Here is a 25,647-nt window from a genome sequence, read left to right on the forward strand (position 1 = left end):
AGGCTTCCCGCGTCGGTGACGGCGCGTCAGACGGTGGGCGAGTTGACGACCAGTGCCGGACGGCGCTGGTCGTCAGCTCGCACGACCAGGTCGGCGGCTTCGCTCGGCCGGACCTCGTCCTCGTAACGGGCGAAGGCCGGCAGTGTCCACTGCTGGTCGGCGGGCGTGCGCCGGGCCAGCGCGGCGGGGGTCAGCCGCAGGTGGACGGTGAGGTCCAGCGGCAGCCAGCGGCCGAGCAGCAGCGGGCCGTCGAGCAGCAGGACCCCGCCGGGCGGCAGGGGCACGGGCTGGGCACGGGTGGACCGGTCCGTCCGCGCGTCCCGGAGCGCAGGCAGGACCTGGCCGCTTCCGCCCGGTTCCAGCGGGTCGAAGACCTCGCGGAACAGGGCGTTGGTGTCCAGCCACCCGTCGTAGTAGGCGTCGGGGTCCTGGTGGCCGTACTCGAGGCGGAGCGAGGCCGGGCGGAGGAAGTCGGCGGCGCGAACGCGCAGCACGGCACGCCCCTGGACACGCAGCGCGTCCGCGACCGTGTCCGCGAGCTCTCCCGTCCCTGCCGCGGCGGCCCCGTCCACAGCGACCCGCAGCCGTGTGCCCTCGGGCAGCGGCAGCCGTGCGGCATGCTCCGCGAGCTCGGTCGCGAGCGCGGCGGGGGTCAGCGGCCGGACCTGCACGTGGGCTCCTTCGCGGTGGTCGTGGTTGCGGTTGTGCCCCCCAAGGCTGGGAGGCACAACCACGATCGATCTCCGGTGATGGCGATCAGGCAGAGGCGTCCGTCAGCAGGGTGAGCTCCGCGTCGGTCAGCGCCAGGTCCGCGATGGCCACCAGCGCGGGCAGCTGCTCGACCGTGCGGGCGCTGGCGATGGGTGCGGCGACGGTGGGCCGGGCGGCGAGCCAGGCGAGGGCGACGGTGGCGAGCTCCACCTCGTGGGCGGCCGCGACCGTGTCCAGGGCCTCCAGGACCTTGAGGCCGCGCGGGGTGTCCAGGTGCTTTGCGGCGCCCGCCGCGCGGGCGCTCTCGACGGCGGGGCCGCCCGGGCGGTACTTGCCGGTGAGGAAGCCGGAGGCGAGGCCCGAGTAGGGGGCCGCGGACAGGCCGAACGTGGCGGCGACGTCGGCGAGTTCGCCCTCGTAGGTGTCGCGGGAGACCAGGTTGTAGTGGGGCTGGAGCGCGACGTAGGTGGCCAGGCCCTCGCGCCGGGAGAACTCCAGCGAGGCGGTGAGCCGGGCCGGCGAGATGTTGGAGGCGGCGATGTGGCGGACCTTGCCCGCGCGCACCAGCTCGTCCAGCGCGGTGATGATCTCCTCGACGCGGGTGCTCTCGTCGTCGAAGTGGGTGTAGAGCAGGTCGATGTGGTCGATGCCGAGGCGGCGCAGCGACTGCTCGGTCGCCGCCGCGATGGTCGCGGCCTTGAGGCCCTTGAACTCGGGATGGGCGCCGATCTTGGTGGCGACGACGATGTCGTCCCGGTTCCCGCGCGCCGCGATCCACCGGCCGAGCACGGTCTCCGACTCGCCGCCGGAGTTGCCAGGCGCCCACGCGGAGTAGACGTCGGCGGTGTCGACGAAGTTGCCGCCGGCGGCGGCGTAGGCGTCGAGAACGGCGAAGGACTGAGCCTCGTCAGCGGTCCAGCCGAAGACGTTGCCGCCGAGAGTGAGCGGGAACACGGACAGATCGGAGTCGCCGAGGCGGGTACGGGTAGCGAGGGGAGAGGTCATGACCTGATCCAACGCAGGTCGGACGAGGGGTATTTCCGCGGCAGGGTCGCGTCAGCGGAGGGTCGTGCCGGGGGCGGCGTCGAGTAGGTGCAGCTCGTCGCGGGTGGGGAGGCCACTCCAGTCGCTGGCGACGGAGACGGCGAACGCGCCGGTCAGGCAGCCGAGCCGGAGCCGCTCGGCGCGCGCGGCGCCGTCCAGCAGCCCGGCGAGGTAGCCGGCGACGAACGCGTCCCCCGCGCCGACGGGGTCGACGGCCCGCACCGGGACGGCGGGCGCGTGCAGCGGGGCCTCCGCGCCGTCGGACAGCGGCGCGTGGACGGTCGCGCCCCGCGCGCCGCGCTTGATCACGATCTCTGGCCCGCGCAGGCGGCGCACGGCCTCGTGCTCGTCGTCGGTGTCGGCGAGCAGCAGCAACTCGTCCTCGCCGCCGAAGAGGTACGACAGGTGCGGAATCAGCGGGCGGAGGTGCTCGCGCAACCCGTCCGGACTGCCGAGCGCGGAGCGGTGGTTGATGTCCAGGGAGACGGGGACCCCGGCGGCGGTGGCGAGCTCGACGGCGCGGGTGACGGCCGCCGCGGCGCTGGCGGACAGCAGCGGGGTGATGCCGGTGAAGTGAAGGACGGCGGCATCGGCGACCAGTTCCGCGGCTGGGCTGTCGGTGAGGTCGTCCGGACGGAGCCGGGAGCCGGCCGATCCGGCGCGGTAGTACTGGACGCGGGTGACGTCGGGGGTGCGCTGCTCCTTGATGAGCAGGCCGGTGGGGGCGTCCGGGTCCGTGCGTGCGCCGGTGACGTCCACCTGCTCGGCGCGGAGGCGCTCCAGGACGAGAGAGCCGAACTCGTCCGCGCCGACCCGGCCGATCCAGGCGGCGGGGTGGCCGAGGCGGCGGACGCCGATGGCGACGTTGGACTCGGCTCCGGCGATGGAGAGTTGCAGGTGGGAGGCCTGACGGAGAGGTCCGGGGGTAGTCGAGCAGAGCGCGGCCATGGACTCGCCGAGGGTGACGAGTCCGCTCACCGGGCGCTCGTGCCGCTCGTGCTGCTCGCGGCGGTCCCGGCGGCCCCGGCGCTCCCAGCGCTCACGCCCGTCGCGGCGAGGTAGGCGCGAGCGCGGGCGGCGAGGGCGTCGAGCGCTGCCGGGCTGCTGTCGCGCGCCGCCTCGCGGAGCAGCGGCGAGCCGACGCCGACGGCCAGGGCTCCCGCGGCGAGGTAGTCGGCGACGTCGTCGAGGCCGATGCCGCCGATGGCGATGAAGGGGACGTCGGGGAAGGGCGCACGGAGGTCGCGGAGGTAGCGGGCACCGCCCACGGCGTGAGCGGGGAAGAGCTTCACGGCGGCTGCGCCCAGGCGTACTGCGGTCATCGCCTCGCTGGGTGTGAGGGCGCCGCAGAGCACCGGGACGCCGAGGTCTGCGGCCTCCGCGAGGACGTCGGGGGCGACGCCGGGGGTGACCAGGTAGCGGGCTCCGGCATCGACGGCGGCGCGGGCCTGGCCGCGGGTCAGGACGGTGCCCGCGCCGAGTAGGACACCGGATCCGGAGGGGAGTCCGGCGGCGGTGCGACGCAGGGCTTCGAGGCCGGCCTCGCTGGAGAGGGTCAGCTCGACGGCGCGTACACCGTTGTCGGCGAGGACGGCTGCGCAGGCGGTGAGGGCGTCGGCGTCGGTGCCGCGAAGTACGGCGAGGAGCCGGTCCTGGCGGAGGACGTCCAGCAGGGTGGAGGCGGGCACGGCTTCTCCTGGTGGTCGGGCGGCGCTGGGGGCGAAACGATGTGAACGATAATCGATTAGACCCTCGGCCGATAGCCCCTCCACCGATAGAGTCGTCAGCAGCATCGCCCGCCCCCTCACCGAGGAGCAGCACCATGGTCGAGCCCGGTCTCAGTGGACGGCTGTCGGACCAGCTGTACGAGCGCGTCCGCACGGCCATCGCGGCCGGCGAGCTGGTGCCGGGGACCCGCCTGGTCGAGCTGGAGCTCGCCCGGCGCTACGGAGTGAGCCAGGCGCCGGTCAGGGACGCGCTGAAGCGCCTGGCGGCGGAAGGACTGGTCCTGCAGTTCCCGCGTCGGGGCAGCTACGTGGCAGACATCTCGGAGGAGGACGCCCGTCAGGCGTACCGGGTCCGCGCGGTGTTGGAGCAGTTCGCGGCCACGGAGGTGTGCAGGCTCGGGCCGCCCGGACTGGCGGAGCTGCTGGCCGGGGACGTCGAGGCGATGCGTGCGGCGGCGCGCCGGGACGACGTGGGCGGGGTGGTGGACGGCGACGTCTCGTTCCACCGGCACGTCTGGGAGGCAGCGGGCAACGGACTGCTGGCGCGGATGTGGACCGTGACGGAGGCCGGCCTGCGGAGCTTCACCGCCGTATCCAACAAGGTGTACTTCGGGCGCCTGGAGGAGATCGCCGAGAACCACGTCCCACTGGTCACGGCGCTGGGGGGTGGCGTTCCCGAGGTCGCGGGCATCCTCTTCCGCGAGCATGTCCTGGAGATCTGGGAGCGGATCGGTGCTCCGATAGAAGGCTGACGGCGGGGCCTGAAGGCATGACCCTGACGATTATCGATTAGATCAACCCGCCCGGATGGTGGAGTGGTCTCCCCTGTCCAGAAATTGTTCAGTAAACTGAATCTGGTTCACGAACATGAACACTGACATCTCGCCGAGGAGCCCCATGGACCTCCACTCCGTGCTCACCCCGCCGCTCTCCTTTCCGCTGACCCCCTTCACCGACGACGACAGGATCGCCCTCGACGTTCTCGCCGTCCATGTCGAGCAGCAGGTCGCAGCGGGCACGACGGCTCTGTTCATCGCCTGCGGCACCGGGGAGTTCACGGCGCTCAGCCGTGAGGAGTACCGCGAGGTCGTCACCCTCGCCGTCAAGACCGTCGCCGGACGCATCCCCGTCTTCGCGGGCGTCGGAGGCGGCCCCGCCGTCGCCCGCGAATGCCTCGCCGACGCCGCCGACTGCGGTGCCGACGGCGTGCTGCTGCTGCCTCCCTACCTGGTCAGCTCCACCCCCGAGGGCATCCTCGGGCACATCGAGTACGTGGTTCGCGACAGCCCGCTCCCAGTGATCGTCTACCAGCGTGCCAACGCCCGGCTCAACCCCGCCACCGCCCTCGCGCTGCTCGACCTGCCGCAGGTCGTCGGTCTCAAGGACGGACTCGGCGACGTCGAGCAGATGCAGCGGATCGTCGCGACCGTCCGCACCAGCGGGCATCCGCGTGCCGCCACGTTCTACTTCCTCAACGGCCTTCCCACCGCGGAGCTCTCCGCCCGCGCCTACCGCGCCATCGGCGTCGGCAGCTACTCCTCCGCCGTCCACGCCTTCGCCCCCGACCTCGCGCACGCCTTCGCCCGAGCCCTCGACAGCGGCGACGACGCGCTGGTGGACGCTCTGCTCGCGGCGTTCCTGCTGCCCCTCGCCGATCTGCGCGACACCGTCGCCGGCTACGCGGTCTCCCTGGTCAAGGCCGGCGCCCGGCTGGAAGGGCTCGCCGTGGGACCCGTCCGCCCGCCGCTGGTCGAGGCGAAGCCCGAGCACGTCGAGGAGCTCGCCCGCATCATCGCCGCCGGCCGTGCCGCCCTCGCTGCGCACCGCGAGGAGCGGGGCCAGTGAGGATCCGCCGCGTCACCGTCACACCCGTCGCCTTCCACGACCCCGCTCTGCTCAACGCCGTCGGAGTGCACGAGCCCTACGCGCTGCGCAGCATCATCCAGTTGCACTGTGACGACGGCGTCGTCGGCCTCGGCGAGTCCTACGGCGACGACAGCTTCCTCGATCTGCTGCAGGCGGCCGCCCGTGCCATCACCGGGATGGACGTCTTCCAACTCGGCCGGATCCAGCAGGTCGTGGGCAGCGCCGTCGGCAGCGGGGCGTTCGCCGACAGCCACGGCCTCACCGGCGGCTCCTCCAGCTCCAAGACGGTGCTGTCGGTCTTCTCCGCCTTCGAGGTCGCCTGCCTCGACGCCCAGGGCAAGGCGGTGGGCCGCCCTGTCGCCGACCTCCTCGGCGGTGCGGTGCGCGACAGCGTGCCCTTCTCCGCGTACCTGTTCTACAAGTGGGCCGAGCATCCCGGAGCCGCTCGCGGAGCCGCCCGCGGAGCCGCCGCCGGAGGCGCTCCCGGAGGCGGGGAGGACGGCTGGGGCGCGGCACTCGACCCGGACGGCATCGTCCGCCAGGCCCGCCGCATGATCGACCAGTACGGCTTCGGGGCCGTCAAGCTCAAGGGCGGCGTGTTCGCCCCCGAGGAGGAGATCGAGGCGATCCACGCGCTGCGCGCCGCCTTCCCAGAGCTCCCTCTCCGCCTCGACCCCAACGCCGCCTGGACCGTGCCCACCTCGGTGAAGGTCGCCGAACAGCTCGACGGCGTACTGGAGTACCTGGAGGACCCGACGGCGGGCATCGAGGGCATGGCCCAGGTCGCCCGCCGCGCCCCCATGCCGCTGGCCACCAACATGTGCGTCGTCGCCCCCGAGCACCTCGCCCCGGGGCTCCGCCAGCAGGCCATCGGCGTGCTGCTCTCCGACCACCACTACTGGGGCGGCCTGCGGCTCTCCCAGCACCTCTCCACCCTGTGCGCCAGCTTCGACGTGGGCCTGTCGATGCACTCCAACAGCCACCTCGGGATCAGCCTCGCCGCCATGGTCCAGCTCGCGGCGGCGACGCAGCACCTCAGCTACGCCTGCGACACCCACTGGCCGTGGAAGCGCGAGGACGAGGACGTGGTCGTCCCTGGTGCGCTGCGCTTCGTGGACGGCGCGGTGCCCGTTCCCCAGGGGCCGGGACTGGGCGTCGAACTCGACCCGGACGCCCTCGCCCGGCTGCACGAGCTCTACCTCGCCTGCGGGCTGCGACGGCGCGACGACACGGCCTACATGCGGCGACTGCATCCCGGCTACCTGCCGCACACGCCGGGGTGGTGAAGGTGATGTGTGGCGGTTGATACAGGACCGCGACACTGGGAAGTGACCAGCGTTCATCCGGATTGGCTAGAGTCCTCTGCCATGGCCGACTACCAGAACCCCCCTGTCGAGGACCCGTCCGCGAGCACCCAGATGTTCCGTGCCTTCGTCGACGAGCCCCAGCCCCAGCCCGCTACCGCCGTCAACGGGGGCAGCCGCACGGCTGGCATCGCGATCGGCGTGATCGTCGCCCTGGCGATCGTCGCTGTCGCGCTCTACTTCGTGACCAAGTAGCCCGTTTCGCCTGGTCCGCTGCCGACCGTCGTGCTCCTGCCAGGTGCCGACGGTCGGCATTGTGCTGCCCGACTCGTGCGGCTCAGGGGAGGGCGATGCTCGCCGATCGGGTTTCCAGGTGCATGCCTGCGGGGACGCGCCAGGAGTCGAGGCAGACGCTCCAGGTCTCCGTGGCGGAGGCGTGCCCGGGTACCGGAGCGTGCAGCGGCTGCTGGGTCTGGTAGGTCCACCAGTCGGTACCCAGGGCCCCGATGACGTGTGTGGAGAACGTCACAGTCGCGGCGTCGGCGGCCCGGCCACCGCTGTTGGTGAGGGTCAGAGTCACGTTCTGGCACCAGCGCTGGGAGCCTGCGGAATCGCTCGGCGCCGAGGCGCTGAGCGAGGCAGGCGAGAGCGTCGGCGGAGGAGCGGGCGTGGGCGGCGTCGGGGTGGGCGAGGCCGCCGGCGGGACGGGTGAGGACGGGCCCGGTGCGGGCTGACCCCGGGAAGGTGCGCCGGGCGAGGGAGAGCCGCCCCCGCTGCTCGCACGGCCGGTGCCGCCAGCGGCCGTCCGGCCGGTCGCGGGGACGGCGCCCGAGCCCGCGCCGCCCGCGCCGCCGGTCGTCACTGCCGGTGCGGTCGAGGAGGTCGGGTTGCCGCTCGGCTGCCCGCTGCCGCTCGGGGTCGGGCCGAGCGGGACGAAGACCACGTTGCCGGTGGGCAGAACCGCCCGGACGCTTGCGGCCGGTCCACCCACGCCCACCGCGACGTAGCCGGTGTGACCGGTTCCACAGGCACTGACGCCGACGGCGGCGAGGACGGCCAGTGCGACCCCGTAGGCCGCACGGCCCCACGGCCTGACCAGGGTTCCCCTGCCGCCGTCCCCGCCGCGGTCCCTGCCGCCGTCCCCGCCGCCACCGCTGTCGTCACCCATGCCCCCACCAACCCCACCAGAGGGGGTGTCCCACCCGAGCCACCCACGACCCCGCCAGTTTACTGATGGGTCATCAGATGGGAAGAGGAGATCCGCACCTCCTGCCTACACTGGCCGGGCACCGCCCGAACACGCGCGCGGGGCGATGCCGCGCAGGGGAGAGAACCGAAGTGACCGAACCGCAGACACCCGCCCGCAGCCTCGGCCTGCAGGCCGCGGTGAACGCCCGCGACCTCGGCGGATACCGCACCACGGACGGTCGGACGGTCCGCACCGGAGTCGCGCTGCGTGGTGACGCCCTCAACCGGCTCACCGACGCCGACCTGGACACCCTCACCGCGCTCGGCGTCCGCCAGGTCGTCGACCTGCGTGGGCTCAACGAGGTCGAGGAGAACGGCAGCGACCGTCTGCCGGGTCTAGACCCGGCCGACGCCGACCGCGCCGAGCTCACCGACGGTCGGGCGATAGCCGCCGAGGGCCCGGTCCGCCTGGTCCACCTGCCGGTGTACTCGCCCGACCACGACATCTACGTCTCCCTGCGGGACGTCCTGGCCGGCCAGGACGCGGCAGCGCAGCACGCCCTGCTGGGTGACGGCGGCGGCGAGCGGATCATGACGGAGATGTACCGCTGGTTCGTCACCGACGAGGTGATCCGCGGACGCTTCGCTGAGACCGTACGCCTCCTGGCCGACCCGGACGGCACCCCGCTGCTGTTCCACTGCACGGCAGGCAAGGACCGCACCGGCTGGACGGCGGCCATCGTGCTGACCGCGCTGGGCGTCGACCGGGCCACGGTCTACGAGGACTACCTGCTCACCAACGAGCGCTCGGCCGCGCTGATCGAGCGGATCATGGACGCCTTCGGCACGCGCGGCGTCATGAAGGACCCCTCGCTGATGCTGCCGGTGATCCGGGCGGAGTCCGTCTACCTGGACGCGGCCTTCGCCGCGGTGGCCGACGGCTGGCCCGACTTCGAGGACTTCCTCGCCGACGGCCTCGGGCTGGACGCGGGGACGCTGGCCGCGCTGCGCAAGAACCTCCTGGTGGACTGAAAGGCGGTGGGCGGGCCCCCGAGGCCCGCCCACCAGTCATGGGGTTCCACTCGCCAAGCTTCCTCACGCCTCCGCGATCAGTCCCTCGCGGAGCTGCGCCAGGGTGCGGGTGAGCAGCCGGGAGACGTGCATCTGCGAGATGCCGATCTCGTCGCCGATCTGCGACTGCGTCATGTTCCCGAAGAAGCGCAGCATGATGATGCGCCGCTCCCGTGCGGGCAGCCGGGCCAGCAGCGGCTTCAGCGACTCGCGGTACTCCACGCCCTCCATCGCGGCGTCCTCGTAGCCGAGCCGCTCCGCGAGCGGGCCGTCACCGTCCTCGTCCGTGGGGGCGGTGTCGAGCGAGCTGGCGGTGTAGGCGTTGCCGACGGCAAGACCCTCCACCACGTCCTCCTCGCTGACGCCGAGGCACTGCGCGAGCTCGGCGACGGTGGGCGAGCGGTCCAGCTTCTGGGCGAGCTCGTCACCGGCGCGGGTCAGCGACAGCCGCAGCTCCTGCAGCCGGCGCGGGACCCGGACCGACCAGCTGGTGTCGCGGAAGAACCGCTTGATCTCGCCGATGATGGTCGGCATCGCGAAGGTCGGGAACTCTACTCCGCGCTCGTTGTCGAACCGGTCGATGGCCTTGATCAGGCCGATCGTGCCGACCTGGATGATGTCCTCCATCGGCTCGTTGCGGCTGCGGAAGCGGGCCGCGGCGTAGCGGACGAGCGGGAGGTTCAGCTCGATCAGGGTGTCGCGGACGTAGGGGTAGTCGCGGCAGTCCGGGGTCAGCGTCGCGAAGCGCTGGAACAGACTGCGGGAGAGGGAGCGGGTGTCGAGCCCGTCCCCCCGCTCAACCGTGACGATCTCGGGTTCGACGATTTCGGCTTCGACAAGCTCCGGCTCGGCCGCCCTGGGGGCGGGCAGGACCGCTGCGTTGGTCTGAACCTCAGGGCTGCCCAATTCTACGGACACGCTACCCCCTCATGACGACAACATCGCTGCCCGAGTCGACAAGGCGACGACTCGATGTACCTCCACTGAGATACCGGCACAGCATCCCCCGCAAACCCCAACACGAGCAGACGTCACGCGATGGTAACGCGCCGCAATACCATGTTTGGCACGGAAAGTGACGGATTGTGATATCTCGCGAGCGGGTGTCGCCGGTCGGCGCGGGCTAGTGCTCCCAGGCGTTACTGCTGCGCAGCCGCGCGAAGATCCTTGCCAGCAAACGGGATACGTGCATCTGCGACATGCCCAGCTCGGTGCTGATCTGGGACTGCGTCAGATTTCCGAAGAAGCGCAACATCACAATCTGTCGCTCACGGTCCGGTAGTTGGACGAGCAGGTGCCGGACCATGTCCCGATGCTCCACATGGGTGAGGGCGGAGTCCTCGTAGCCGAGCCGGTCGAGCAGCGCCAGCCCGCCGTCGTGCTCCTGCGTGGCCTCCAGGGAGGTGGCGTTGTAGGCGCGCCCGGCATCCAGGCAGGCCCGAACGTCCTCCTCCGGGATGCGGAGGTTCGCGGCGATCTCGGGGACCTTGGGCATCCGTCCATGAGTGACCGTCAGGTCCTCCATGGCGGCGCTGACCTGGACCCAGAGCTCCTGGAGTCGCCGGGGTACGTGCATGGTGCGGACGTTGTCCCGAAAGTAGCGCTTGATCTCGCCGAGGATGGTCGGCAGGGCGTAGGTGGGGAACTGCACGCCCCGGGCAGGGTCGAAGCGGTCGATGGCGTTGATCAGTCCGATGGTGCCGACCTGAACCACGTCCTCCATCGGCTCGCTGCGGCCCCGGAAGCGGGCCGCGGCGTAGCGCACCAGCGGCAGGTTGACCTCGATCAGGGCGGCCCGGACCCGCTCGTGCTCGGGGGTGCCGGGGGTGAGCTCGGCCATCCGTTCGAAGAGGACTCTGGTGAGGGTGCGGACGTCGACCCGGCTGGAGTCGACGGTCGGCGGGGTCGGCCCGGGCGGCGGGGTCGGCGAGGTCGGCGCGAGTGCTTCCGGTTCTGCGGAGGCCTGTGCAGGCGGCGGTACGGGCTGAGCCGGCTGGGCGGGCTGAGCGGGTGCTGCGGGTTGTGCAGGCGGTACGGGAGCCGCGGGTGCGTCACCCTCGTCCTTCGCGCTCCCTGGTGTCTGCATCGACACGCCACCCCTCGCGAGCTCCCAAGAGGCGCAACGCGTGCCCCAGTCCACCATCCGGCAAACCGGTCATAGCATCACAAGAGGGATGCTACTCGGGCAAGCACCACATATAGGTGTGTTGGTCGTGGGAGTGCGCAGGAGTGAATCCGCGCCGCCGTACGGACGCGCCCCGGTGCGGCGGCGCGGATTCGGTGCGACAGACAGCGCGGATTCCTGTCGGCTACTGCCGCGTTGCGACAGCCTCAGACCTCGATGTCGGCGATGATCCAGGTGGCGAACTCACGCCACAGCGCCGTCCCGGCCTGGTGAGCCGGGTGTGTCAGATAGGCGGTCAGTGCGTCCACGTCGTTCACCAGACTGTTGATCGCATAGTCGTACGCGATGTCCCGCACGGTGATGTTCCAGCCGCACTGCCACTCGCGCAGTTCGGGGATGATCTTGCCCAGCCCCTCGAATGCCTCGACGCCCGCGAGCACGCGCGGGTCGTCCTTGGCGACGCCGTCGTTGAGCTTGAAAAGGACCAGGTGGCGGATCATTCGGGGTACTCCTCGGGAGGGGATCTGGCCGCCCGAGGTTACTTCACCAGGTTGCTCATGAAGGTCCCCACGGACTTGGCCGCACTGGAGATACCGGTGAATCCGACCTGCACCAGACTGGCTGCTCGCACCGGCGACGTGACGATCGTATACAGCACAAAGATGACAAGCAGATACATCGCGATCTTCTTCGCCTGCCCCATGACCCCGCCCGCCTCCCTGTCGCACTCCCCGTGCCGACCCTAATGGCCGAAGCCTAGTCCCGGACGCCCTGTCAGCGAACGGCAACGTACGTCCTGACCTCACCTGCCCCACCAGTCCCGTTGCTGAGAACGCCGGCAACCGGGGGGACCAAGGTCCCTCCGGAAGGTGCCTCTTGCCGGGTGCGCGGCCCGCGGTTGTGGAGCACAGTGGGAGGTGTACCGGGCGGGTCTGGCAGGAACCTCCCGGTACGTGGACCGGAGACCCCGCTGTGGGACCGGCCGCCGCGACATCCCCCGACGCGGCGCCGGTTGTGGGACTCCGCAGGGGGAGCGGCTGGTCCCCCCGTAGCCGCTCCCCCTCTCCCGCCCCTCCGTCTTTCCCGACCCTCGCCGCCGGCTCACTGCTTGAGGATGCGAGCCTTCTCGGCGGCGAACTCCGCGTCAGTGAGGACGCCCTCGCGGTGCAGCTTGCCCAGCTCGGTCAGCTGATGGATGCGCTCGGAGCCGGCGGACACGGACGCGGACGAGGATGACGAACTGGAGCGGGCGCTGGAGCGGTCGTGGGGAGTGCCGGAGTCGACGGGCGAGAACTCGGAGCCGGAGAACTCGGAGCCGGAGAAGGCTGTGGGTCGCGCCTTGCCGAGCTTGACCCTGTCCTGGCCCACATCGATGGTGACTCTCTTGCGGTTGTGCGGGCTGACCGCCACCTTCACTGTCTGGCCCTGGGAGATGTGGGAGTAGGCGATGCTGCAGTAGGTCTCGTAGGGGTCCTTGCCGGAGGCGGTCACCCGGAGCTGGTACCGGTAGACCCGGCGTCCGAGGATCCCCATGTCCGGGGCCCCGCCGAGGGTCATTCCGGTCATCTCGGCCTTGAGCACCACGGCCGTGCCGCGCCGGCCGCGCTTCAGCAGCCGCCGGTCTCCGCTGCCCATCACTGCCTGGGCCAGGTACATCCCGTAGACGAACGGCCCCCACCAGAGCACCGCCACGACGAACACCGCGAGCACCGTCCTGGCCGGCCCCGGAAGCGCATGGAGGCTGAAGACGCCCAGCAGGAGGGGCAGGAAACCGAAGCTCATCACGCCGAACAGCACCCAGCAGGCGGCGGTCATCTTCCCCACGGTCACGCGCGGCAGCCTTTCTGAAGCGACCGGAAGCAGCGGACTACGGTTTACTCCACCGGCCGTCACCTGCCCAGATACGAACGGACATTGTGACCACGTCGGTACCCAGCCGACGTAGTGGGCTTGGATCCCACCCGGCGCGGGGGCGGCGTCACCCCGCGCACGCGGCCACGCCCCGCGCCCCCTCTCCACCTGTTTGGAGCCTTGCGCCGGAGCCCCGAAACGGTATGCGCCCGCAACCCGCAACGGACCGAGGCCGTCTCAGCCCCTTGCTCAACACAGGCACCCTGCACGTGAGTTCGGCCTCGAAGGGGTGAGCCCCCTGTGCTGACGGATCGCCAATGACCAGCCAGGGAAGCCGGATGGGCAGTGCGGCGAGGGTCGTCGGGGGCTTCGCCTGCTGTGCTAGGTTCCTGCACGCACGACCTAGAAACGAAGCGGCCCCGGCGGTGCGGAAACACCCCGGAGCCCGGCACAAGGAGTAAACGCTCCCCATGCACGTCCATGCTATCGCGCTGTCCGCGCGCTACCTGCAGGTGCCGCACGAGATCCTGCGTCACCCCCGCCTCAACGGCACGGCCAAGGCCCTGCTGCAGTGGGCACTCTCACTGCCCCCCGGTTCCAGGGAAACCCTGCAGACCATCGGCGAGAAGATGCCCGAGGGGCGCATCGCGGTGACCAAAGCTCGCCGCCAGCTCCTCGACGAGGGCTACCTCCACATCCGTCGACGGCAGTCCAAGCTGGGGACCTGGTCGACGGCCGTGCTGGTGTCGAACACCCCGCTGCTGGCTCCTGACGACGTGGCAGCGGCCTGGGCATCCACCGCGGGCGACGACGAAGCCCGTCCGGCTGACAGCTTGCTGACTGTCGGCAGCCTGGACGAGCAGGCGGTCGGCAGTTCCCCCGAGGGGGAGAACACCGAGGGAAACACCTCCCTCCCCGCCTCCCTCCCCGCCTCCCTCCCCGCCGCGCCGGAGCCCGTCGGTGAGGACGCCGAGGCAGCGGCCGCGCTCTTCCGCGCCGTGCTCGGTGAGCCGCGCCTGCGGCTGGGCGTGGGCGAGACCGCGCAACTCGCACCGCTGGTCGCGGAGTGGCTGGCCCGTGGCGCGACCGAGCGGGAGTTGCGCGCGGCGGTCCTCGAGGGCCTACCCGCCCGCATCCACTCCCCGTCCGCGCTGCTACGGAACCGCCTGGAACGGAAGATGCCGCCACCACCCCCGCCACCCGCGCCGGCCCGTCGGCGCCACGAGTGCGCACGATGCGAAGCGCCCGGGCTCGACACCCCGGGAATCTGCCGCCCCTGCGCCGGCCTGGGCCCAACCCCGTCCCCCTCCCGCGCCGCCGCAGCCGCCGCCCGCGGAGCAGCAGCGGTCCGCGCCGCAACCGGCTGGCCAAGGCCCGCCCTGGTGTAGCGGCGAGGCCAGAGCGCTAGTTGGTGGGATCAGCGGCGCAAGGGAATCAACCGCGGTAGCCGGTTCCCGGCACGCGAAGCTCGAACTCGGAGCACAGATAAGTCCGGTGTGCGCTGAATGGCGGGCAATGTGAGTGGGTGCAGATCACGATGGTGTCACGCGTGCGTAAGGGCAGCGTGTGAGTACGCACCAACAACTGCAGTTCTCAGCAAGTCCTCAGCCACAATGAGCTTCCCCTCGGCATAATCGCAGATCAGAGCCCCTTTTCTGGGCCTTGTCCGGGTTTGTCGCCGAGTGGTCGACAGCGATTCCCGGATCAAAGAGGACAGATGAGACGCACCCTTTCCGCGGCCGCCGTGGCACTCGCCGCCTCGGCCCTAACGGTCGCTGCGGCGGCGGGCCCCGCCGCAGCGGACGTGCCCCCCACTGACTACGGCAAGTACGTCAGTATCAGCGGCCCGAAGGGGCTGGTCGTGGGCGGCGACTGGGGTGTGTGGACGCTCCAGGCCAAGAACCCCAACGCCACCGCCGACACCCAGGATCACCTGGTCCTCAACGCCGACTTCCTGTCCGACCGCAGCCAACTCCAAGTGGAGTACCGCACGGGCAGTACCGGCGCCTGGGCCCCGGCACCCATGAACTGGTACCAGATGTCGTCCAACCCGGCCTTCTCGGCGTATCTGGGCTCCTTGGATCTGGCCGGCAAGGCGCTCTACATCGCGCCGCACAGCGCGCTGACCTTCCAGATCCGGGCCCGGCGCGTGCCAACCTCCGCCGAGACACAGCCGTTCCCCATCGAGTTCAGCGCCTTTCTGACGCCTGCGCTCGGAGCCTACGGGCAGGGCGGCAACTTCGTGGCACGCGCGGACACCGGCGTGGTGCCGCTGGGTCTGACGACGACCATCAAGGGCCTGCCGACCACGCTTCCCGCGGACGGCAGGTCACGGCTCTTCCAGATCCACATGACCACGTTGAACCACGCGAACTGGCAGATCCCCAGCGCGTCGTTCTTCATCTGGCAGGGGCAGAAGTACGGGAGCATGAGTGGCCCGAACGCCTGTGACGCCGAGGTGGACGTCTACGACGCGCCGCACCACACCTGGCACAAGGTGGGCATGGGCGCTGCGGGCGTGCTCGACGAGACCGTCGACCTGACCCACTGGGCCACCGGTCCCGCCTGGGACCGCACCGTGAACGCCCGGATCACGCTGGGTGCGGGCTTCAAGTCCGCCGCCGACGGCACAGTTGGCTTCGGCTACTACCCCGGTTCAGGCGACCCCGACTACTTCTGGGCCACCCAGCAACTGACCTCCAAGACCATCGCCGGCGCGCCTTCCTGCGCCAAGCCGGTCTCAGGCGTCCCGACCCCGTCATCCAGCCCCACCCCGACCGGCACGCCCTCCGCGCCCAGCCCCACCCCGACTGGCACGCAAACCGGGCCCAGCGCCACCCCGACCAGCGGCGGCTCGCTGGCTACTACCGGTGGCGGCTCGGACGCGCCGCTGCTGACCGGCCTGGCCGCGGCACTCGTCGCACTCGGCGGCACGACGATGGCTGTCCTGCGCCGCCGCGGCCGCCGCGCCTGACTGTTAGACAGCTCGCGCGCCACCTTCCGGCGTGCACGGGCTGCGTGCCGTCGTTGGTCCTGCCGATCCCGTCGAGGGCATTGGTACTGGGAGCACCAAGGCCCCGTCCGGTTCATCGGACGGGGCCTTGGTGGTTGCCTGCTCAGAGCGGTAGCGGTGGGATTCGAACCCACGGTGAAGTTGCCCCCACACACGCTTTCGAGGCGTGCTCCTTTGGCCGCTCGGACACGCTACCGTGGGACAGCCTACCGGACGTGAAGCAGTGCTCCTAAACGGGTTTCTCGGGCGCGTCCGGGCGGCGCTGGCCGTCGAAGAAGGCGGTCAGGACGGCGGCGCAGGCGTCCGGGAGGACGCCGGGGACGACCTCCGGACGGTGGTTCAGGCGGCGGTCGCGGATCACGTCCCAGAGGGAGCCCGCCGCGCCGGCCTTCTCGTCCAGCGCGCCGTAGACCACTCGATCCACGCGCGACAGGACGATCGCACCCGCGCACATCGTGCACGGTTCCAGGGTCACCACGAGGGTGCACCCGGTGAGCCGCCACTCGCCCAGGGCCTTGGCCGCCTCGCGGACGGCGAGGATCTCAGCGTGCGCGGTCGGGTCGCCGACGGCCTCGCGCTCGTTGTGGCCGCGACCGATCACCGTGCCGTCCTGGTCCAGGACGATCGCGCCGACCGGCACGTCACCGGTCGGCAGCGCGAGGGCGGCCTCGGCCAGGGCGAGCCGCATGGCTGGAGCCCACCTGTCGCGGAGCGGGTCGGGGCGGGGGCCGGTGCGGGGAAAGGCGCGCTGCATGGCACCAGTCTCCAGCACGGACTTCGGCACTCCGCCCCGACCCGGGCGCACAGGCACAGGCTCAGGCACACGGGCCGCCGGAAGCGGCGGCCCGGCTAGCGGACCGCCTCCAGCACCTCGCCGCAGCCCAGCGCGTCGGCGATCTCGGTCAGTGCGTCGCCGGGCACGGAGCCCTCGACGCTCATGTCCATCAGTTCCTTTGCGCCGACGCCGAACTCGATCAGCAGTCCGGCGTCGCCCAGCGGCCCCGTCGGGACGCCGTCGGGATCGACAACCGCCTCCTCCTCGTCCTCGTCGTCGTCCGCCTCGTCGTCGTCCTCGTCCAGCTCGACCACCAGGTGGTCGAGATCGTCGTCGGAACCACGCCCGAGCAGTTCGTCCGTGAGGACGATCTCCCCGTACGCACTGCGCGAGGCAGCAGCGGCGTCGGAGACGAAGATCCGCGGATCCTCCTCGCCGTCGACACGGACGACAGCGAACCAGGCGTCCTCCTGCTCGATGAAGACCAGGACGGTCTCCTCGTCCTCCGCGGCCTCGCGCGCCAGGTCAGCAAGGTCAGCGAGGGTTTCGACGTCGTCAAGCTCGGTCTCGCTCACGTCCCACCCGTCCTCGGTGCGAGCGAGCAATGCAGCGAAGTACGCCACCAGCGACTCTCCCAGGTCTTGGCCACAGGACCGGGCTCTGCGCGGGCCCGGAGTCCAGGGGTCCATGCGAACGCCCCATCGGCATCGTGACAGAAAGCGGGGCGCTCCGGGGAGTGTTCGGCGGTGCGTCTTCGCTGGTCGTGTCGCGAGAAGGGGGTGGAGGTTCGGACGAGACGCACGCGGGTAGTCAGATTCGAAAGGTCCGCATCCGTACGGCCTGGCGCATGCGCTCGGTCTTGACGCGGCGCGGCTGCACCCGGGCACGCAGTTCCCGCGCCTCGGTCAGCTCCCGCAGGAAGGCCGCTCGGCGGCGGCGCCGTTCGGCCGGAGTCTCGGGAGGGGGCTCCACGGGCGTGTCTGAGGATGTGTCGGCGGGCGTCTCGGCAGAGGTCCCGGCCCGAGACTTGGCCCGCTTGCCTGTCTTGTCGTTCTTCTGCTCGTCCATGCCTGCCCGCCTGCCCCGCTCGTCCTGGTGGACTCTGCCTTTCCACTTTCCCATTCCGGTCGCGTTGACACCGATTCGGCGTGGACCTGACAAAGTAGCGACTGCCGGGCCCTCGCGTCGCGCGGAATGTCGTGCACGTGCCCACGCTCCGTTACTGTCGCCGTATGCGGATTCATGTCCTGGACCACCCCTTGGTGGCGCACAAGCTCTCCACGCTGCGCGACGAGCGCACCGACTCGCCGACCTTCCGTCGCCTCGCGGACGAGCTGGTGACCCTGCTCGCGTACGAGGCGACCCGGGACGTGCGGACCGAGCCCGTGGAGATCACCACGCCGGTCGCGGTCACGACGGGCGTTCGGCTCAGCTATCCCCGTCCGCTGGTCGTCCCGATCCTGCGCGCCGGCCTGGGCATGCTGGACGGTATGACCCGGCTGCTGCCGACCGCCGAGGTGGGCTTCCTCGGCATGGTCCGCAACGAGGAGACGCTCGAGGCGTCCACCTATGCGACGCGGATGCCCGACGACCTCTCCGGGCGGCAGGTGTACGTACTGGACCCGATGCTGGCCACCGGCGGCACTCTGGTCGCCGCGATCCGGCTGCTGATCGGGCGCGGCGCGGACGACGTGACGGCGATCTGCCTGCTGGCTGCGCCGGAGGGCATGGCCATGCTGGAGAAGGAACTCGCCGGACTGCCGGTGACGATCGTCACGGCCGCGGTGGACGACCACCTCAACGACCAGGGCTACATCGTTCCCGGCCTGGGCGACGCGGGCGACCGGCTGTACGGGACCGCGGGGGACTGACGCCTCGTCACGCGCGCCTCCTCCCCACGCGCGCTCCGTCACCCGCGACTCGTCCTCACGCGACTCGTCCTCACGCGCGCCTCGCCGTCGCGCGTAGAGGGGCCGCGAATATCGGTGAGCGGCTGTGCCCGCCTAGCTTCTAGCTTCGGGCACAGCCGTTTCCGGTTCTCGGATGTCAGCTCGTCGGGTGTCAGCAGTGGGCCGAGGCCGTGGGGCTCGGCTTCGTCGCCAGGGCCAGCGCCTGCGCCGCCTGGGCGGGCGTCGCCAGGGCGGTGAAGCCGTTGCCGAGGACCAAGTCCACCGAGGTGTCCTTGCGCTGGTCGGTGCTCGGCTTCGCACCCGCGACCTCGGAGCCGACCACGTTCATCAGCGCGGTGCTGGTGCTGCCGCCGGTGACCAGGGCAGTTCCGGCGATCTTGTTCTGCAGGGGCGCGGGGGCGTTCCCGATCTTGCCGATGATGAAGCCGCGCTGCTTGAGCAGTGCGGCCGTCTGGCCGGCCAGGCCCGCGTGGTTGGTCGCGTTGTAGACATTGACCGTGATCGCGGCCGGAAGCGGAACGCCCGGCAGGGCGCTCGGCGCGGCAGCTCCGCTCGCGGCCGCCGCCGCAGGGGCGCCTGCCGCGGAGGTGGACGCCCTCGGCGCGGAGGCGGACGCGGAGGCGGACGCGGAGGCCGGGGCCGACGCGCGCGGAGCGCTGTCCCCGGCCGCCGCTCGGGTGCAGCGGGCCGCCGCTGTCGCCTTCTTGGCGCCGCCGCCGAAGATGTCGACCAGTTGGATGGTGCCCCAGCCGAGAACGGCCAGCACCGTCACGCCGGTCACGGCGAGCAGGATGAATCGCCGCCGGTGATTGGGTCGTCGTAGACGGGGATAGGCGGTGCCGGTGATCCGGTACTGCTTTCCCTTGAGGCCAGGGGGAGTCAACATGCTCACCGCGGGATGCCCCCTTGTGCGCCGGGCTGTCAGTGCTGGTCTGGCAGCGTCTGCTGCTTACCCCAGACTAGTGCGAGGCTCCGACTGTGCGTACTAAAGGATCATCATCTGGGCTAGCAGGACACTCGAAAGTGTGTCGAGTCGCCCGATCAGTCCATCTCCAGCACGCGTGCGTGCAGGACCTGACGCTGCTGCAGCGCGGCGCGTACGGCGCGGTGCAGCCCGTCCTCGAGGTAGAGGTCCCCCTGCCACTTCACGACATGGGCGAAGAGGTCGCCGTAGAAGGTGGAGTCCTCGGCGAGCAGGGTTTCCAGATCGAGCTGGCCCTTGGTAGTGACGAGCTGGTCCAGACGTACCGGACGCGGGGCCACGTCCGCCCACTGTCGGGTGCTGACCCGGCCGTGATCCGGGTAGGGCCGCCCGTTGCCGATGCGCTTGAAGATCACACGGAAAGCCTACCCGCCCGCAGGGGTGCGACGCAGCAAGGATGACAGTCCGTGACCTGGACAACGGCTGCCACCTGGGACTTTGCCGAGGGAATTGGGAAGGGTTCCTTCCGGGCGTCACTCGGGAGAGTGCGCGACGGTCGCGGCTCAGATCGAGGCCAGCGCCGCGCCGATCCGGTCCATGGAGCTGAGCCGCATCAGGCCGTAGTTGTAGAACTCGACCTCGGGGACGCCCAGTTCGGAGAGGGCGCGGATCTTGGCAGCGAGGTTCTCCGGGCCGTCGCAGTCCTCTGACATGGGGCGAAGGATGACCGCGAGCGTGGAGGGGGCCACGCCGTGCACGGCGAAGGCGGCGACCTTTTCGCGCACCCGCGCCGGTTCGAGGGCGTAACCGAGGGTCTCGATCCCGTGGACCACCTTGCTGAGGGCGGGCAGGTCGATGCCGGAGAGCCAGCCTTTGCCGGGGCCGCCCGCGTCCATGAAAGTCAGCCGCATCCCCTGGGCGGTGGCCACCGCGGCGGCCTCGGCGGCCAGGGAGGTGACGGTTGCGGCGGAGGCGTCGACGTAGGCGGCGAGCGCTCCGTCGGCGATGGTGTCGAGCGCGGTCGCCCCGGTGGCCGGCTCCGTCGCCGCCTCCTCGGAGCCCAGCCGACGGCGGATCTCGGACCGGACGACCTCCCGGACCTCGTCGGCGGGGACGCCGAGGCGGGCGGCGTTGCTGCGGCAGTGGTCGCAGAAGCAGAGACCGAGCAGGGCCTCGGCGACCGGCCCCAGCTGCTCGAAGTAGCGCTCGTGGTGGTAGCCGTGACGCAGGCCGTGGAAGTGGAGCGACTCGGCGCGGATGGCGTCGACCCCGTACCGGGAGTGTTCGGCGACGAGGTCGCGGACGTAGCCGCGGACCTCGGGATTGGCCGGGCAGAGCTCGGTGAGGTGGCGGTCGCCGAATGCGTTCGCCGGGGCGCAGTCGGGGTGTTCGAAGCCGAGCCGGTCGTTGTGCAGGAAGACCGTCCAGGCATGCAGCTTCAAACCGCGGCGCTGGGCCTCCGTCGAAGCCTCGGCGAAGGGGTCGCGGTCGCCGATGGCGGTGGAGGGGGTGGGGCGCAGTCGCCGGCCGGCCCAGCGCGCGGGGTCGGGGCGGAAGTAGGCCGCGCCGGGCTCCAGGTAGCGGACGACCCGGTGGGGATTGTGCGGGAAGACGTCACGTGCCTCGTGGTAGACGGAGGCGAGGGTGAGACCGCCGACTCCGGCCCGGTCGGTGAGGTTCCCGAAGAAGTGGTCGGCGCCCTCGTCGAGCAGATCGGTGGCGAAGGCGAGGACGGACGACTCCACGAGTGCTCCGGGCTGGTCGGGGGTGTGGGGAGGGGGCTGGTCGGCAGGCGCTGTATGCGCGGCAGCGGCAGAAGCAGCGGCAGCGGCAGAAGCAGCGGCAGCGGAGTAGCAGGGCAACCGTAGCCGGGTGCCCTGCCATTGGTCTAGACCTGGCCTGTCACGCTCGGGCGCAGGGCGCAGGGCGCAGGGCGCAGGGCGCAGAGCGCAGGGCGCAGGGCGCAGGGCGGACGTGGACGTGGACGTGCGTAGGGCCCGGACCGCGGTGCGGTCCGGGCCCTACGTCCTGCGGGAGATGTCAGTGCTGACGGGCGCGCCGCTTCAGACCGGCCATCAGCGCGACTCCGGCGCCGAGGAAGGCGAGCGCGCCGCCGGCGAGCATGTGACCGTCAGGGTCAGTGGGGAGGACGTGGCCGGAGCCGCGGCGTGGGCGGCGGTCGGCATGAGGACGGTGCCGCCGGTGATCGCGGCGGTCAGGGCGACGGCTGCGACGGTGCCGAGGCGGGCGCGAGCGGACATGACGGTTCCCCCAGGACGGATGGCGGTGGTGCGGTTCGCCGAGCGACGCCGATCCCCCCGAGTCGGATGGTCACTCGTTCGACTTCTTGCTGCTCTGTGCGACGAGAGAAGCCTCGCAGTCCAAGATCCGCGATCTGTGTGACCGCTGTCACGACCGTGCAACAGCGGCCGCCGCCACTGTCACGGCGTCAGATCCAGTCCCTCCGCTTGAAGCCGAAGTACAGCAGGACCGAGAGGCCGAGCATCACCAGGGTCGAGGCCCAGAAGCCGGTCTGCGTGCCGAACCCGGGGTAGGGAACGTTTTGTCCGAAGAAGCCGGTGACCGCCGTGGGGACCGCGATGATCGAGGCCCAGCTGGTCACCTTCTTCATGATCAGGTTCATCCGGTTGCCCTGAATCGTCAGGTTGGTCTCCATGACGGAGGTCACCATGTCGCGCAGCGACTCGGTCCACTCGGTGGCGCGCAGCACGTGGTCGTACACGTCCTGGTAGTACGGCATCATCGTCTCGCTGACGACGTGCAGGTCACGCCGGAGCAGCGTGTTGACGACCTCCCGCATCGGCAGCACGACGCGCCGCACCCGCACCAGGTTCTTGCGGAGTTCGAAGGAGCTGCGCTGGACCGTCTGGATCTCGTCGCGCCCGTCCTCGAAGAGCAGGTCCTCCAGCTCCTCGATCCGCTCGTCGAGCTCCTGGACGGCGTGGAAGTGGCCGTCGACGAGGTAGTCGAGCAGGCCGTAGAGGAGGTAGCCGACCCCCTCCTTGGCGAGGTCGAGGGAGTCGTCCCAGCGGGCGACGACCCGGTCCATGTCGAACTGCTTGCCCTTGCGGATGGTGATCAGCGCGGTCTGGGTGATGAAGACGGCGATCTCGCTGGTGACGACCATCCCGGTGTCCGGGTCGGTGCTGACCGCGTAGGCGCTGAGGAAGAGGTGGGTGCGGTAGCGGTCCAGCTTGGGGCGTTGGTGATCGTGTCGCGCGTCCTCGACCGCGAGCTCGTGCAGCCCGAACTCCTCGATGATCATGTCGAAGTCGGCCGACGTGGGATCGCAGAGATCCAGCCACACCGTGCAGGTGGGTTCGCACACGTAGTCCGATATGTCCTCGACCGGGAAGTCCTCAAGGTCCAGGGTGCCGCTGCGGTAGAGCCGGGTTCGAGCCATGCGGGTCAGAGTAGTGGCGCTGCCGAGGGCCGAATCACGCCACCCTGTGAGCTACGCTTGAAAACTTCTTCACATAAAAACATCACTGCCGTTTCCTGCGGTGCGGGAGGAGCGGGAACTGTGGCTCCACCCGTGAAGGTGGCACTGTGGTGTACGCCCCTGGTGGGCGGCGGCGTCATGGCCGACCGTTCGATGAGGTGCAGCCAAGGAGGCGAGACGTGATGAGCGAAGCGGGCGAGCCCCGGCCGAAGCCTGTGGACGACGGCTCCGAAGGCGGAGGCAGCCGGGCCAACAAAGGGGTGTGGATCCGCGCCTTCATCTATGTGATCGGCTTCCACGTCTTCGCCGGCTTCGTCATGCTCCTGTTCTACTTCGGTGGCCGGAACCACTGACCGATCCGGGCAGTCCACCCCACCGCCGCAGCCCGCACCTCAACCGCCGGAGCCCTTCTTGACGATCCAGTGGCACTTCCAGGACCGGTCCGGGGCCGGAGTCCTCCAGGTCTCCGGCTACCTGGGCGGCGACTCCGTCCCGCGCTTCGCCGGGGCGGTGGGCTGGGCGCTGGCACGCGGCACTGGCCCGCTCATCGTGGACCTCAAGGCGCTGCACGGGTGGTCGCCACAGGGTCAGGTCGCGCTGCGGGACGCCGCCCTCCGCCTGGCCGAGCAGCAGCGCACGCTGGAGCTCGCGGCGGTCCCGACCGGAGCGGACTGCGCCCTGATACCGGAGTTGAGCGACCTCCCGGTCCACCCCGATCTGGCGGCGGCGCTGGCCGCGCATCCGGTCGAAGCGGGAGCGGCGGCGGGCCGCCGCGCGGAGCCGCAGAACTGGCGCAGCGCCGGCTGGTCCGACACCTTGGGCTGACGTCCGACCAGCGCTGGAGGGGGGTCACTCCGGCGAGGGGGTTGCGTGCGTGGCGGCTGGATCTGAGCCGCTGACGGTGCTGTGCTGAGCGCCGACCCGGAAGCGCCGGGTTCATCCCCGTCTGGTCGCTTTTGGAGGACATCGTGTCCATTCGCTCCCACCTGCGACGCAAGGGGCGGATCGGCGTGGTCCTCGCGGCCGTACTCCTGCTCGCGGCCGGCACCGCCGCCGTGCCCGCTACCGCGACCGTCAACGCGACCGCTACCGCGACCGTCAACGCGACCGCCGCTGTCGAGTCCGCGCCCGCGTCGGCACGGTCCGACACCCGGGCGACCGTCGCCGCGGCGCAGGCCCTCCAGGCCGACGGCCTGCCCGGGGCCAACGACTGGTCCTGCAGACCCGGCGCTGCCCATCCGCGTCCGATCGTCCTGGTCCACGGCACCTTCGCGACCGGGACCCTCAACTGGATCGAACTCGCGCCGCTGCTCGCCGCCGAGGGGTACTGCGTCTTCGCGCCCACCTACGGCCGCGAGCCCGGCGTGCCGCTGCTCGCCGCGATCGCACCGGTGGCGGACTCCGCAGCTCAGTTGAGGACCTTCGTGGACGGCGTGCTGGCCGCGACGGGTACCGGCAGAGTCGACATCGTGGGGCACTCGCTGGGCGGCATGATGCCCCGTTACTACCTGAAGTTCCTCGGCGGCGCGGACAAGGTCGGACGCCTGGTCGCGCTCGCGCCGGACAGTCACGGCACCACCCTCGACGGCGTGGCCTCGCTGCTGCAGTCCGCGCCCGGCACGGACCACGCCCTGCTCGGTGGCTGGTGCCCGGGCTGCCTGGACCAGCTCGCCGGATCACCGTTCCTGCAGCGGCTCAACGCGGACGGCGACACGGTGCCAGGCGTCGAGTACACCGTGCTCTCCAGCCGGTACGACCTCGTGGTGACCCCGGTGCAGTCGCAGTTCCTGCAGGGCCCGAACGTTCGGAACGTCCTGCTGCAGGACCTCTGTCCGCTGGACCTGGCCCTGCATACGACCATCGCGTTCGACCCGGTCGCCCTGCACGAGGTGCTGAACGCGCTCGACCCCGCGCACGCGACTCCCACCGGCTGCCGCCTTACCCCCTGACGCCCCGACAGCCGCTGCCGGTCAGGGGCGCGGGGAGGCGCCGCCCGAGAGCGGCGGGGGCGGTGGTGCGCGCTGCCGCTTCGCCTGGTAGGGATGGACGGTGCGATTTGATGCAGTCCCCATGCCACCGACCGTCCAGACCCGCCCCCGTGACGTTCGCGGTTACCCCGTTCCGGCCATCACCCCATGGGAGGGCGATGAGCCGCAGTTCGCGCTCACCGACTACGGGCGCAGCGCCGATTGCGCGCTGAAGCGGTTGTGTTCGGTGTGCAACACGGTGATGCCGCAGGGTCCGGTGTGGCGGGTGCTGGGTGCCGCGGAGAGTGCCGCGATCGGCGAGGCGCTCGCCGCCGGGCGGCCCTACCGCAATCTCGCGCCGACCCTGGAGGGTCCGGGGCATCGCGCGTGCATGCTGTACGCCTCGATGGTGTGCCCCTACCTGGCCCGTCCCAACGCGCGGCGGGGCATGTCGGCGGCCGAGCCGGACGACATGACCGCGCATGTCGTCCGGGGCACAGTCCGGGGTGCGATGGGTGCGGTGGTGGGCTTCGGCGAGTACGAGTACGCAGTCACCGGGACGCAGGTCCTGTTCCGGTTCCTCGACGTGGTCGAGTTCCTGCCCCATGACACCGCCGACGCGCACCTGGACGAACTGCGCGCCGAGTTGGACCGTCGCGCCGGCCGTCCTGCGGGTTGACCGCCCGGCCGCCCGGCAGCCCGGCTGGGCG

General features: G+C 71.0%; 30 protein-coding genes and 1 tRNA gene. 12 read left to right on the forward strand and 19 right to left on the reverse strand.

What is annotated here, in order from left to right:
- Window positions 1-26: 26 nt before the first annotated feature.
- The 4 genes from ABIA33_RS18365 to ABIA33_RS18380 form a co-directional block, all read right to left on the reverse strand.
- Window positions 27-671: a uridine kinase gene (locus ABIA33_RS18365; protein ID WP_370082809.1), complete on the reverse strand. Its 645-nt coding sequence runs from the start codon at window positions 669-671 to the stop codon at window positions 27-29.
- A gap of 85 nt (window positions 672-756) precedes the next feature.
- Complete coding sequence (locus ABIA33_RS18370; protein WP_370082811.1) at window positions 757-1,716, reverse strand: aldo/keto reductase; 960 nt, start codon at window positions 1,714-1,716, stop codon at window positions 757-759.
- Between the two features lie 51 nt (window positions 1,717-1,767).
- Window positions 1,768-2,733 (reverse strand): sugar kinase, encoded by a 966-nt coding sequence (locus tag ABIA33_RS18375; RefSeq protein WP_370082813.1) that lies wholly within the window; start codon window positions 2,731-2,733, stop codon window positions 1,768-1,770.
- Window positions 2,730-3,443 (reverse strand): bifunctional 4-hydroxy-2-oxoglutarate aldolase/2-dehydro-3-deoxy-phosphogluconate aldolase, encoded by a 714-nt coding sequence (locus ABIA33_RS18380; protein ID WP_370082815.1) that lies wholly within the window; start codon window positions 3,441-3,443, stop codon window positions 2,730-2,732. Before ABIA33_RS18380 ends, ABIA33_RS18375 begins: the two co-directional genes overlap by 4 nt.
- Window positions 3,444-3,577: 134 nt before the next feature.
- On the opposite strand from ABIA33_RS18380, the gene ABIA33_RS18385 reads away from it, so the two are divergent.
- The 4 genes from ABIA33_RS18385 to ABIA33_RS18400 all read left to right on the forward strand — a co-directional run bounded on the left by ABIA33_RS18385 (window position 3,578) and on the right by ABIA33_RS18400 (window position 6,907).
- A complete protein-coding gene (locus tag ABIA33_RS18385) occupies window positions 3,578-4,234 on the forward strand; it encodes a GntR family transcriptional regulator (RefSeq protein ID WP_370082817.1) in 657 nt (218 codons plus the stop codon).
- Between the two features lie 145 nt (window positions 4,235-4,379).
- Window positions 4,380-5,327: a 5-dehydro-4-deoxyglucarate dehydratase gene (locus ABIA33_RS18390; protein ID WP_370082819.1), complete on the forward strand. Its 948-nt coding sequence runs from the start codon at window positions 4,380-4,382 to the stop codon at window positions 5,325-5,327.
- Window positions 5,324-6,634, forward strand: a complete 1,311-nt coding sequence (locus ABIA33_RS18395) for a glucarate dehydratase family protein (protein WP_370082821.1) — start codon at window positions 5,324-5,326, stop codon at window positions 6,632-6,634. Before ABIA33_RS18390 ends, ABIA33_RS18395 begins: the two co-directional genes overlap by 4 nt.
- An 81-nt stretch (window positions 6,635-6,715) precedes the next feature.
- Window positions 6,716-6,907, forward strand: a complete 192-nt coding sequence (locus ABIA33_RS18400; protein WP_370082823.1) for a hypothetical protein — start codon at window positions 6,716-6,718, stop codon at window positions 6,905-6,907.
- Window positions 6,908-6,989: 82 nt separating this feature from the next.
- Here the strand turns inward: ABIA33_RS18400 and ABIA33_RS18405 are convergent, their stop codons facing one another.
- Window positions 6,990-7,820 (reverse strand): hypothetical protein, encoded by an 831-nt coding sequence (locus tag ABIA33_RS18405; RefSeq protein ID WP_370082825.1) that lies wholly within the window; start codon window positions 7,818-7,820, stop codon window positions 6,990-6,992.
- Window positions 7,821-7,990: 170 nt separating this feature from the next.
- On the opposite strand from ABIA33_RS18405, the gene ABIA33_RS18410 reads away from it, so the two are divergent.
- Window positions 7,991-8,872, forward strand: a complete 882-nt coding sequence (locus ABIA33_RS18410; RefSeq protein ID WP_370082827.1) for a tyrosine-protein phosphatase — start codon at window positions 7,991-7,993, stop codon at window positions 8,870-8,872.
- Between the two features lie 63 nt (window positions 8,873-8,935).
- On the opposite strand, the gene ABIA33_RS18415 is transcribed toward ABIA33_RS18410, so the two are convergent.
- From ABIA33_RS18415 to ABIA33_RS18435, 5 genes are all read right to left on the reverse strand, one after another.
- Window positions 8,936-9,736, reverse strand: coding sequence for an RNA polymerase sigma factor SigF (locus tag ABIA33_RS18415; RefSeq protein ID WP_370082947.1), 801 nt, complete (start codon window positions 9,734-9,736; stop codon window positions 8,936-8,938).
- A gap of 298 nt (window positions 9,737-10,034) precedes the next feature.
- Window positions 10,035-10,997, reverse strand: coding sequence for an RNA polymerase sigma factor SigF (locus tag ABIA33_RS18420; RefSeq protein WP_370082829.1), 963 nt, complete (start codon window positions 10,995-10,997; stop codon window positions 10,035-10,037).
- Window positions 10,998-11,242: 245 nt separating this feature from the next.
- The gene (locus tag ABIA33_RS18425) at window positions 11,243-11,536 is read right to left on the reverse strand and encodes a Dabb family protein (RefSeq protein WP_370082831.1); all 294 of its coding nucleotides are present in this window, start codon (window positions 11,534-11,536) and stop codon (window positions 11,243-11,245) included.
- Window positions 11,537-11,574: 38 nt separating this feature from the next.
- Entirely contained in the window at window positions 11,575-11,739 is a 165-nt protein-coding gene (locus ABIA33_RS18430; protein ID WP_370082833.1) for a hypothetical protein, read from the reverse strand.
- A gap of 398 nt (window positions 11,740-12,137) precedes the next feature.
- Window positions 12,138-12,866, reverse strand: a complete 729-nt coding sequence (locus ABIA33_RS18435; protein WP_370082835.1) for an SHOCT domain-containing protein — start codon at window positions 12,864-12,866, stop codon at window positions 12,138-12,140.
- A 491-nt stretch (window positions 12,867-13,357) separates the two neighbouring features.
- Here ABIA33_RS18435 and ABIA33_RS18440 point away from each other — a divergent pair, with 491 nt between their 5' ends.
- Window positions 13,358-14,275: a hypothetical protein gene (locus tag ABIA33_RS18440; RefSeq protein WP_370082837.1), complete on the forward strand. Its 918-nt coding sequence runs from the start codon at window positions 13,358-13,360 to the stop codon at window positions 14,273-14,275.
- Between the two features lie 329 nt (window positions 14,276-14,604).
- Window positions 14,605-15,861, forward strand: coding sequence for a hypothetical protein (locus ABIA33_RS18445; protein WP_370082839.1), 1,257 nt, complete (start codon window positions 14,605-14,607; stop codon window positions 15,859-15,861).
- Window positions 15,862-16,009: 148 nt separating this feature from the next.
- On the opposite strand, the gene ABIA33_RS18450 is transcribed toward ABIA33_RS18445, so the two are convergent.
- The 4 genes from ABIA33_RS18450 to ABIA33_RS18465 all read right to left on the reverse strand — a co-directional run bounded on the left by ABIA33_RS18450 (window position 16,010) and on the right by ABIA33_RS18465 (window position 17,743).
- Window positions 16,010-16,096, reverse strand: a tRNA-Ser gene (locus tag ABIA33_RS18450).
- 33 nt (window positions 16,097-16,129) lie between these two features.
- Window positions 16,130-16,654: a tRNA adenosine(34) deaminase TadA gene (gene tadA, locus ABIA33_RS18455; protein ID WP_370082841.1), complete on the reverse strand. Its 525-nt coding sequence runs from the start codon at window positions 16,652-16,654 to the stop codon at window positions 16,130-16,132.
- A 95-nt stretch (window positions 16,655-16,749) separates the two neighbouring features.
- Window positions 16,750-17,250, reverse strand: coding sequence for a hypothetical protein (locus tag ABIA33_RS18460; protein ID WP_370082843.1), 501 nt, complete (start codon window positions 17,248-17,250; stop codon window positions 16,750-16,752).
- Window positions 17,251-17,485: 235 nt separating this feature from the next.
- Complete coding sequence (locus ABIA33_RS18465; RefSeq protein ID WP_370082845.1) at window positions 17,486-17,743, reverse strand: hypothetical protein; 258 nt, start codon at window positions 17,741-17,743, stop codon at window positions 17,486-17,488.
- A 164-nt stretch (window positions 17,744-17,907) separates the two neighbouring features.
- On the opposite strand from ABIA33_RS18465, the gene upp reads away from it, so the two are divergent.
- A complete protein-coding gene (gene upp / locus ABIA33_RS18470) occupies window positions 17,908-18,546 on the forward strand; it encodes a uracil phosphoribosyltransferase (protein WP_370082847.1) in 639 nt (212 codons plus the stop codon).
- A gap of 190 nt (window positions 18,547-18,736) precedes the next feature.
- Here the strand turns inward: upp and ABIA33_RS18475 are convergent, their stop codons facing one another.
- The 5 genes from ABIA33_RS18475 to ABIA33_RS18495 all read right to left on the reverse strand — a co-directional run bounded on the left by ABIA33_RS18475 (window position 18,737) and on the right by ABIA33_RS18495 (window position 22,931).
- On the reverse strand, window positions 18,737-19,471 hold the full coding sequence (locus tag ABIA33_RS18475) for a LytR C-terminal domain-containing protein (RefSeq protein ID WP_370082849.1): 735 nt from the start codon (window positions 19,469-19,471) through the stop codon (window positions 18,737-18,739).
- Between the two features lie 155 nt (window positions 19,472-19,626).
- Window positions 19,627-19,923 carry a type II toxin-antitoxin system VapB family antitoxin gene (locus ABIA33_RS18480; protein ID WP_030253738.1) on the reverse strand — a complete coding sequence of 99 codons (297 nt, stop codon included), beginning with the start codon at window positions 19,921-19,923 and terminating at the stop codon, window positions 19,627-19,629.
- A gap of 147 nt (window positions 19,924-20,070) precedes the next feature.
- Complete coding sequence (locus ABIA33_RS18485) at window positions 20,071-21,252, reverse strand: hypothetical protein (RefSeq protein ID WP_370082851.1); 1,182 nt, start codon at window positions 21,250-21,252, stop codon at window positions 20,071-20,073.
- Between the two features lie 330 nt (window positions 21,253-21,582).
- On the reverse strand, window positions 21,583-21,768 hold the full coding sequence (locus tag ABIA33_RS18490; protein ID WP_370082853.1) for a hypothetical protein: 186 nt from the start codon (window positions 21,766-21,768) through the stop codon (window positions 21,583-21,585).
- Between the two features lie 188 nt (window positions 21,769-21,956).
- Window positions 21,957-22,931, reverse strand: coding sequence for a magnesium transporter CorA family protein (locus tag ABIA33_RS18495; protein WP_370082855.1), 975 nt, complete (start codon window positions 22,929-22,931; stop codon window positions 21,957-21,959).
- 221 nt (window positions 22,932-23,152) lie between these two features.
- Here ABIA33_RS18495 and ABIA33_RS18500 point away from each other — a divergent pair, with 221 nt between their 5' ends.
- From ABIA33_RS18500 to ABIA33_RS18515, 4 genes are all read left to right on the forward strand, one after another.
- Window positions 23,153-23,323, forward strand: a complete 171-nt coding sequence (locus ABIA33_RS18500; protein WP_370082857.1) for a DUF6126 family protein — start codon at window positions 23,153-23,155, stop codon at window positions 23,321-23,323.
- A 58-nt stretch (window positions 23,324-23,381) separates the two neighbouring features.
- Window positions 23,382-23,795 (forward strand): anti-sigma factor antagonist, encoded by a 414-nt coding sequence (locus ABIA33_RS18505; protein ID WP_370082860.1) that lies wholly within the window; start codon window positions 23,382-23,384, stop codon window positions 23,793-23,795.
- A gap of 206 nt (window positions 23,796-24,001) precedes the next feature.
- Window positions 24,002-24,919 carry an esterase/lipase family protein gene (locus ABIA33_RS18510; protein ID WP_370082949.1) on the forward strand — a complete coding sequence of 306 codons (918 nt, stop codon included), beginning with the start codon at window positions 24,002-24,004 and terminating at the stop codon, window positions 24,917-24,919.
- Between the two features lie 121 nt (window positions 24,920-25,040).
- Window positions 25,041-25,616, forward strand: a complete 576-nt coding sequence (locus ABIA33_RS18515) for a hypothetical protein (RefSeq protein ID WP_370082862.1) — start codon at window positions 25,041-25,043, stop codon at window positions 25,614-25,616.
- The last annotated feature ends 31 nt before the right edge of the window (window positions 25,617-25,647 follow it).

Source organism: Streptacidiphilus sp. MAP12-16 (genome assembly GCF_041262165.1).
Taxonomy (GTDB): Bacteria; Actinomycetota; Actinomycetes; order Streptomycetales; family Streptomycetaceae; genus Streptacidiphilus.

Coding starts and splice junctions, on each gene's coding strand:
- ABIA33_RS18390 (WP_370082819.1), top strand. CDS start 4,380: ATGGACCTCCACTCCGTGCTCACCCCGCCGCTCTCCTTTCCGCTGACC.
- ABIA33_RS18385 (WP_370082817.1), top strand. CDS start 3,578: ATGGTCGAGCCCGGTCTCAGTGGACGGCTGTCGGACCAGCTGTACGAG.
- ABIA33_RS18515 (WP_370082862.1), top strand. CDS start 25,041: ATGCCACCGACCGTCCAGACCCGCCCCCGTGACGTTCGCGGTTACCCC.
- upp (WP_370082847.1), top strand. CDS start 17,908: ATGCGGATTCATGTCCTGGACCACCCCTTGGTGGCGCACAAGCTCTCC.
- tadA (WP_370082841.1), bottom strand. CDS start 16,654: ATGCAGCGCGCCTTTCCCCGCACCGGCCCCCGCCCCGACCCGCTCCGC.
- ABIA33_RS18495 (WP_370082855.1), bottom strand. CDS start 22,931: ATGGCTCGAACCCGGCTCTACCGCAGCGGCACCCTGGACCTTGAGGAC.
- ABIA33_RS18440 (WP_370082837.1), top strand. CDS start 13,358: ATGCACGTCCATGCTATCGCGCTGTCCGCGCGCTACCTGCAGGTGCCG.
- ABIA33_RS18405 (WP_370082825.1), bottom strand. CDS start 7,820: ATGGGTGACGACAGCGGTGGCGGCGGGGACGGCGGCAGGGACCGCGGC.
- ABIA33_RS18400 (WP_370082823.1), top strand. CDS start 6,716: ATGGCCGACTACCAGAACCCCCCTGTCGAGGACCCGTCCGCGAGCACC.
- ABIA33_RS18500 (WP_370082857.1), top strand. CDS start 23,153: ATGAGCGAAGCGGGCGAGCCCCGGCCGAAGCCTGTGGACGACGGCTCC.
- ABIA33_RS18475 (WP_370082849.1), bottom strand. CDS start 19,471: ATGTTGACTCCCCCTGGCCTCAAGGGAAAGCAGTACCGGATCACCGGC.
- ABIA33_RS18420 (WP_370082829.1), bottom strand. CDS start 10,997: ATGCAGACACCAGGGAGCGCGAAGGACGAGGGTGACGCACCCGCGGCT.
- ABIA33_RS18430 (WP_370082833.1), bottom strand. CDS start 11,739: ATGGGGCAGGCGAAGAAGATCGCGATGTATCTGCTTGTCATCTTTGTG.
- ABIA33_RS18445 (WP_370082839.1), top strand. CDS start 14,605: ATGAGACGCACCCTTTCCGCGGCCGCCGTGGCACTCGCCGCCTCGGCC.
- ABIA33_RS18465 (WP_370082845.1), bottom strand. CDS start 17,743: ATGGACGAGCAGAAGAACGACAAGACAGGCAAGCGGGCCAAGTCTCGG.
- ABIA33_RS18425 (WP_370082831.1), bottom strand. CDS start 11,536: ATGATCCGCCACCTGGTCCTTTTCAAGCTCAACGACGGCGTCGCCAAG.
- ABIA33_RS18490 (WP_370082853.1), bottom strand. CDS start 21,768: ATGTCCGCTCGCGCCCGCCTCGGCACCGTCGCAGCCGTCGCCCTGACC.
- ABIA33_RS18370 (WP_370082811.1), bottom strand. CDS start 1,716: ATGACCTCTCCCCTCGCTACCCGTACCCGCCTCGGCGACTCCGATCTG.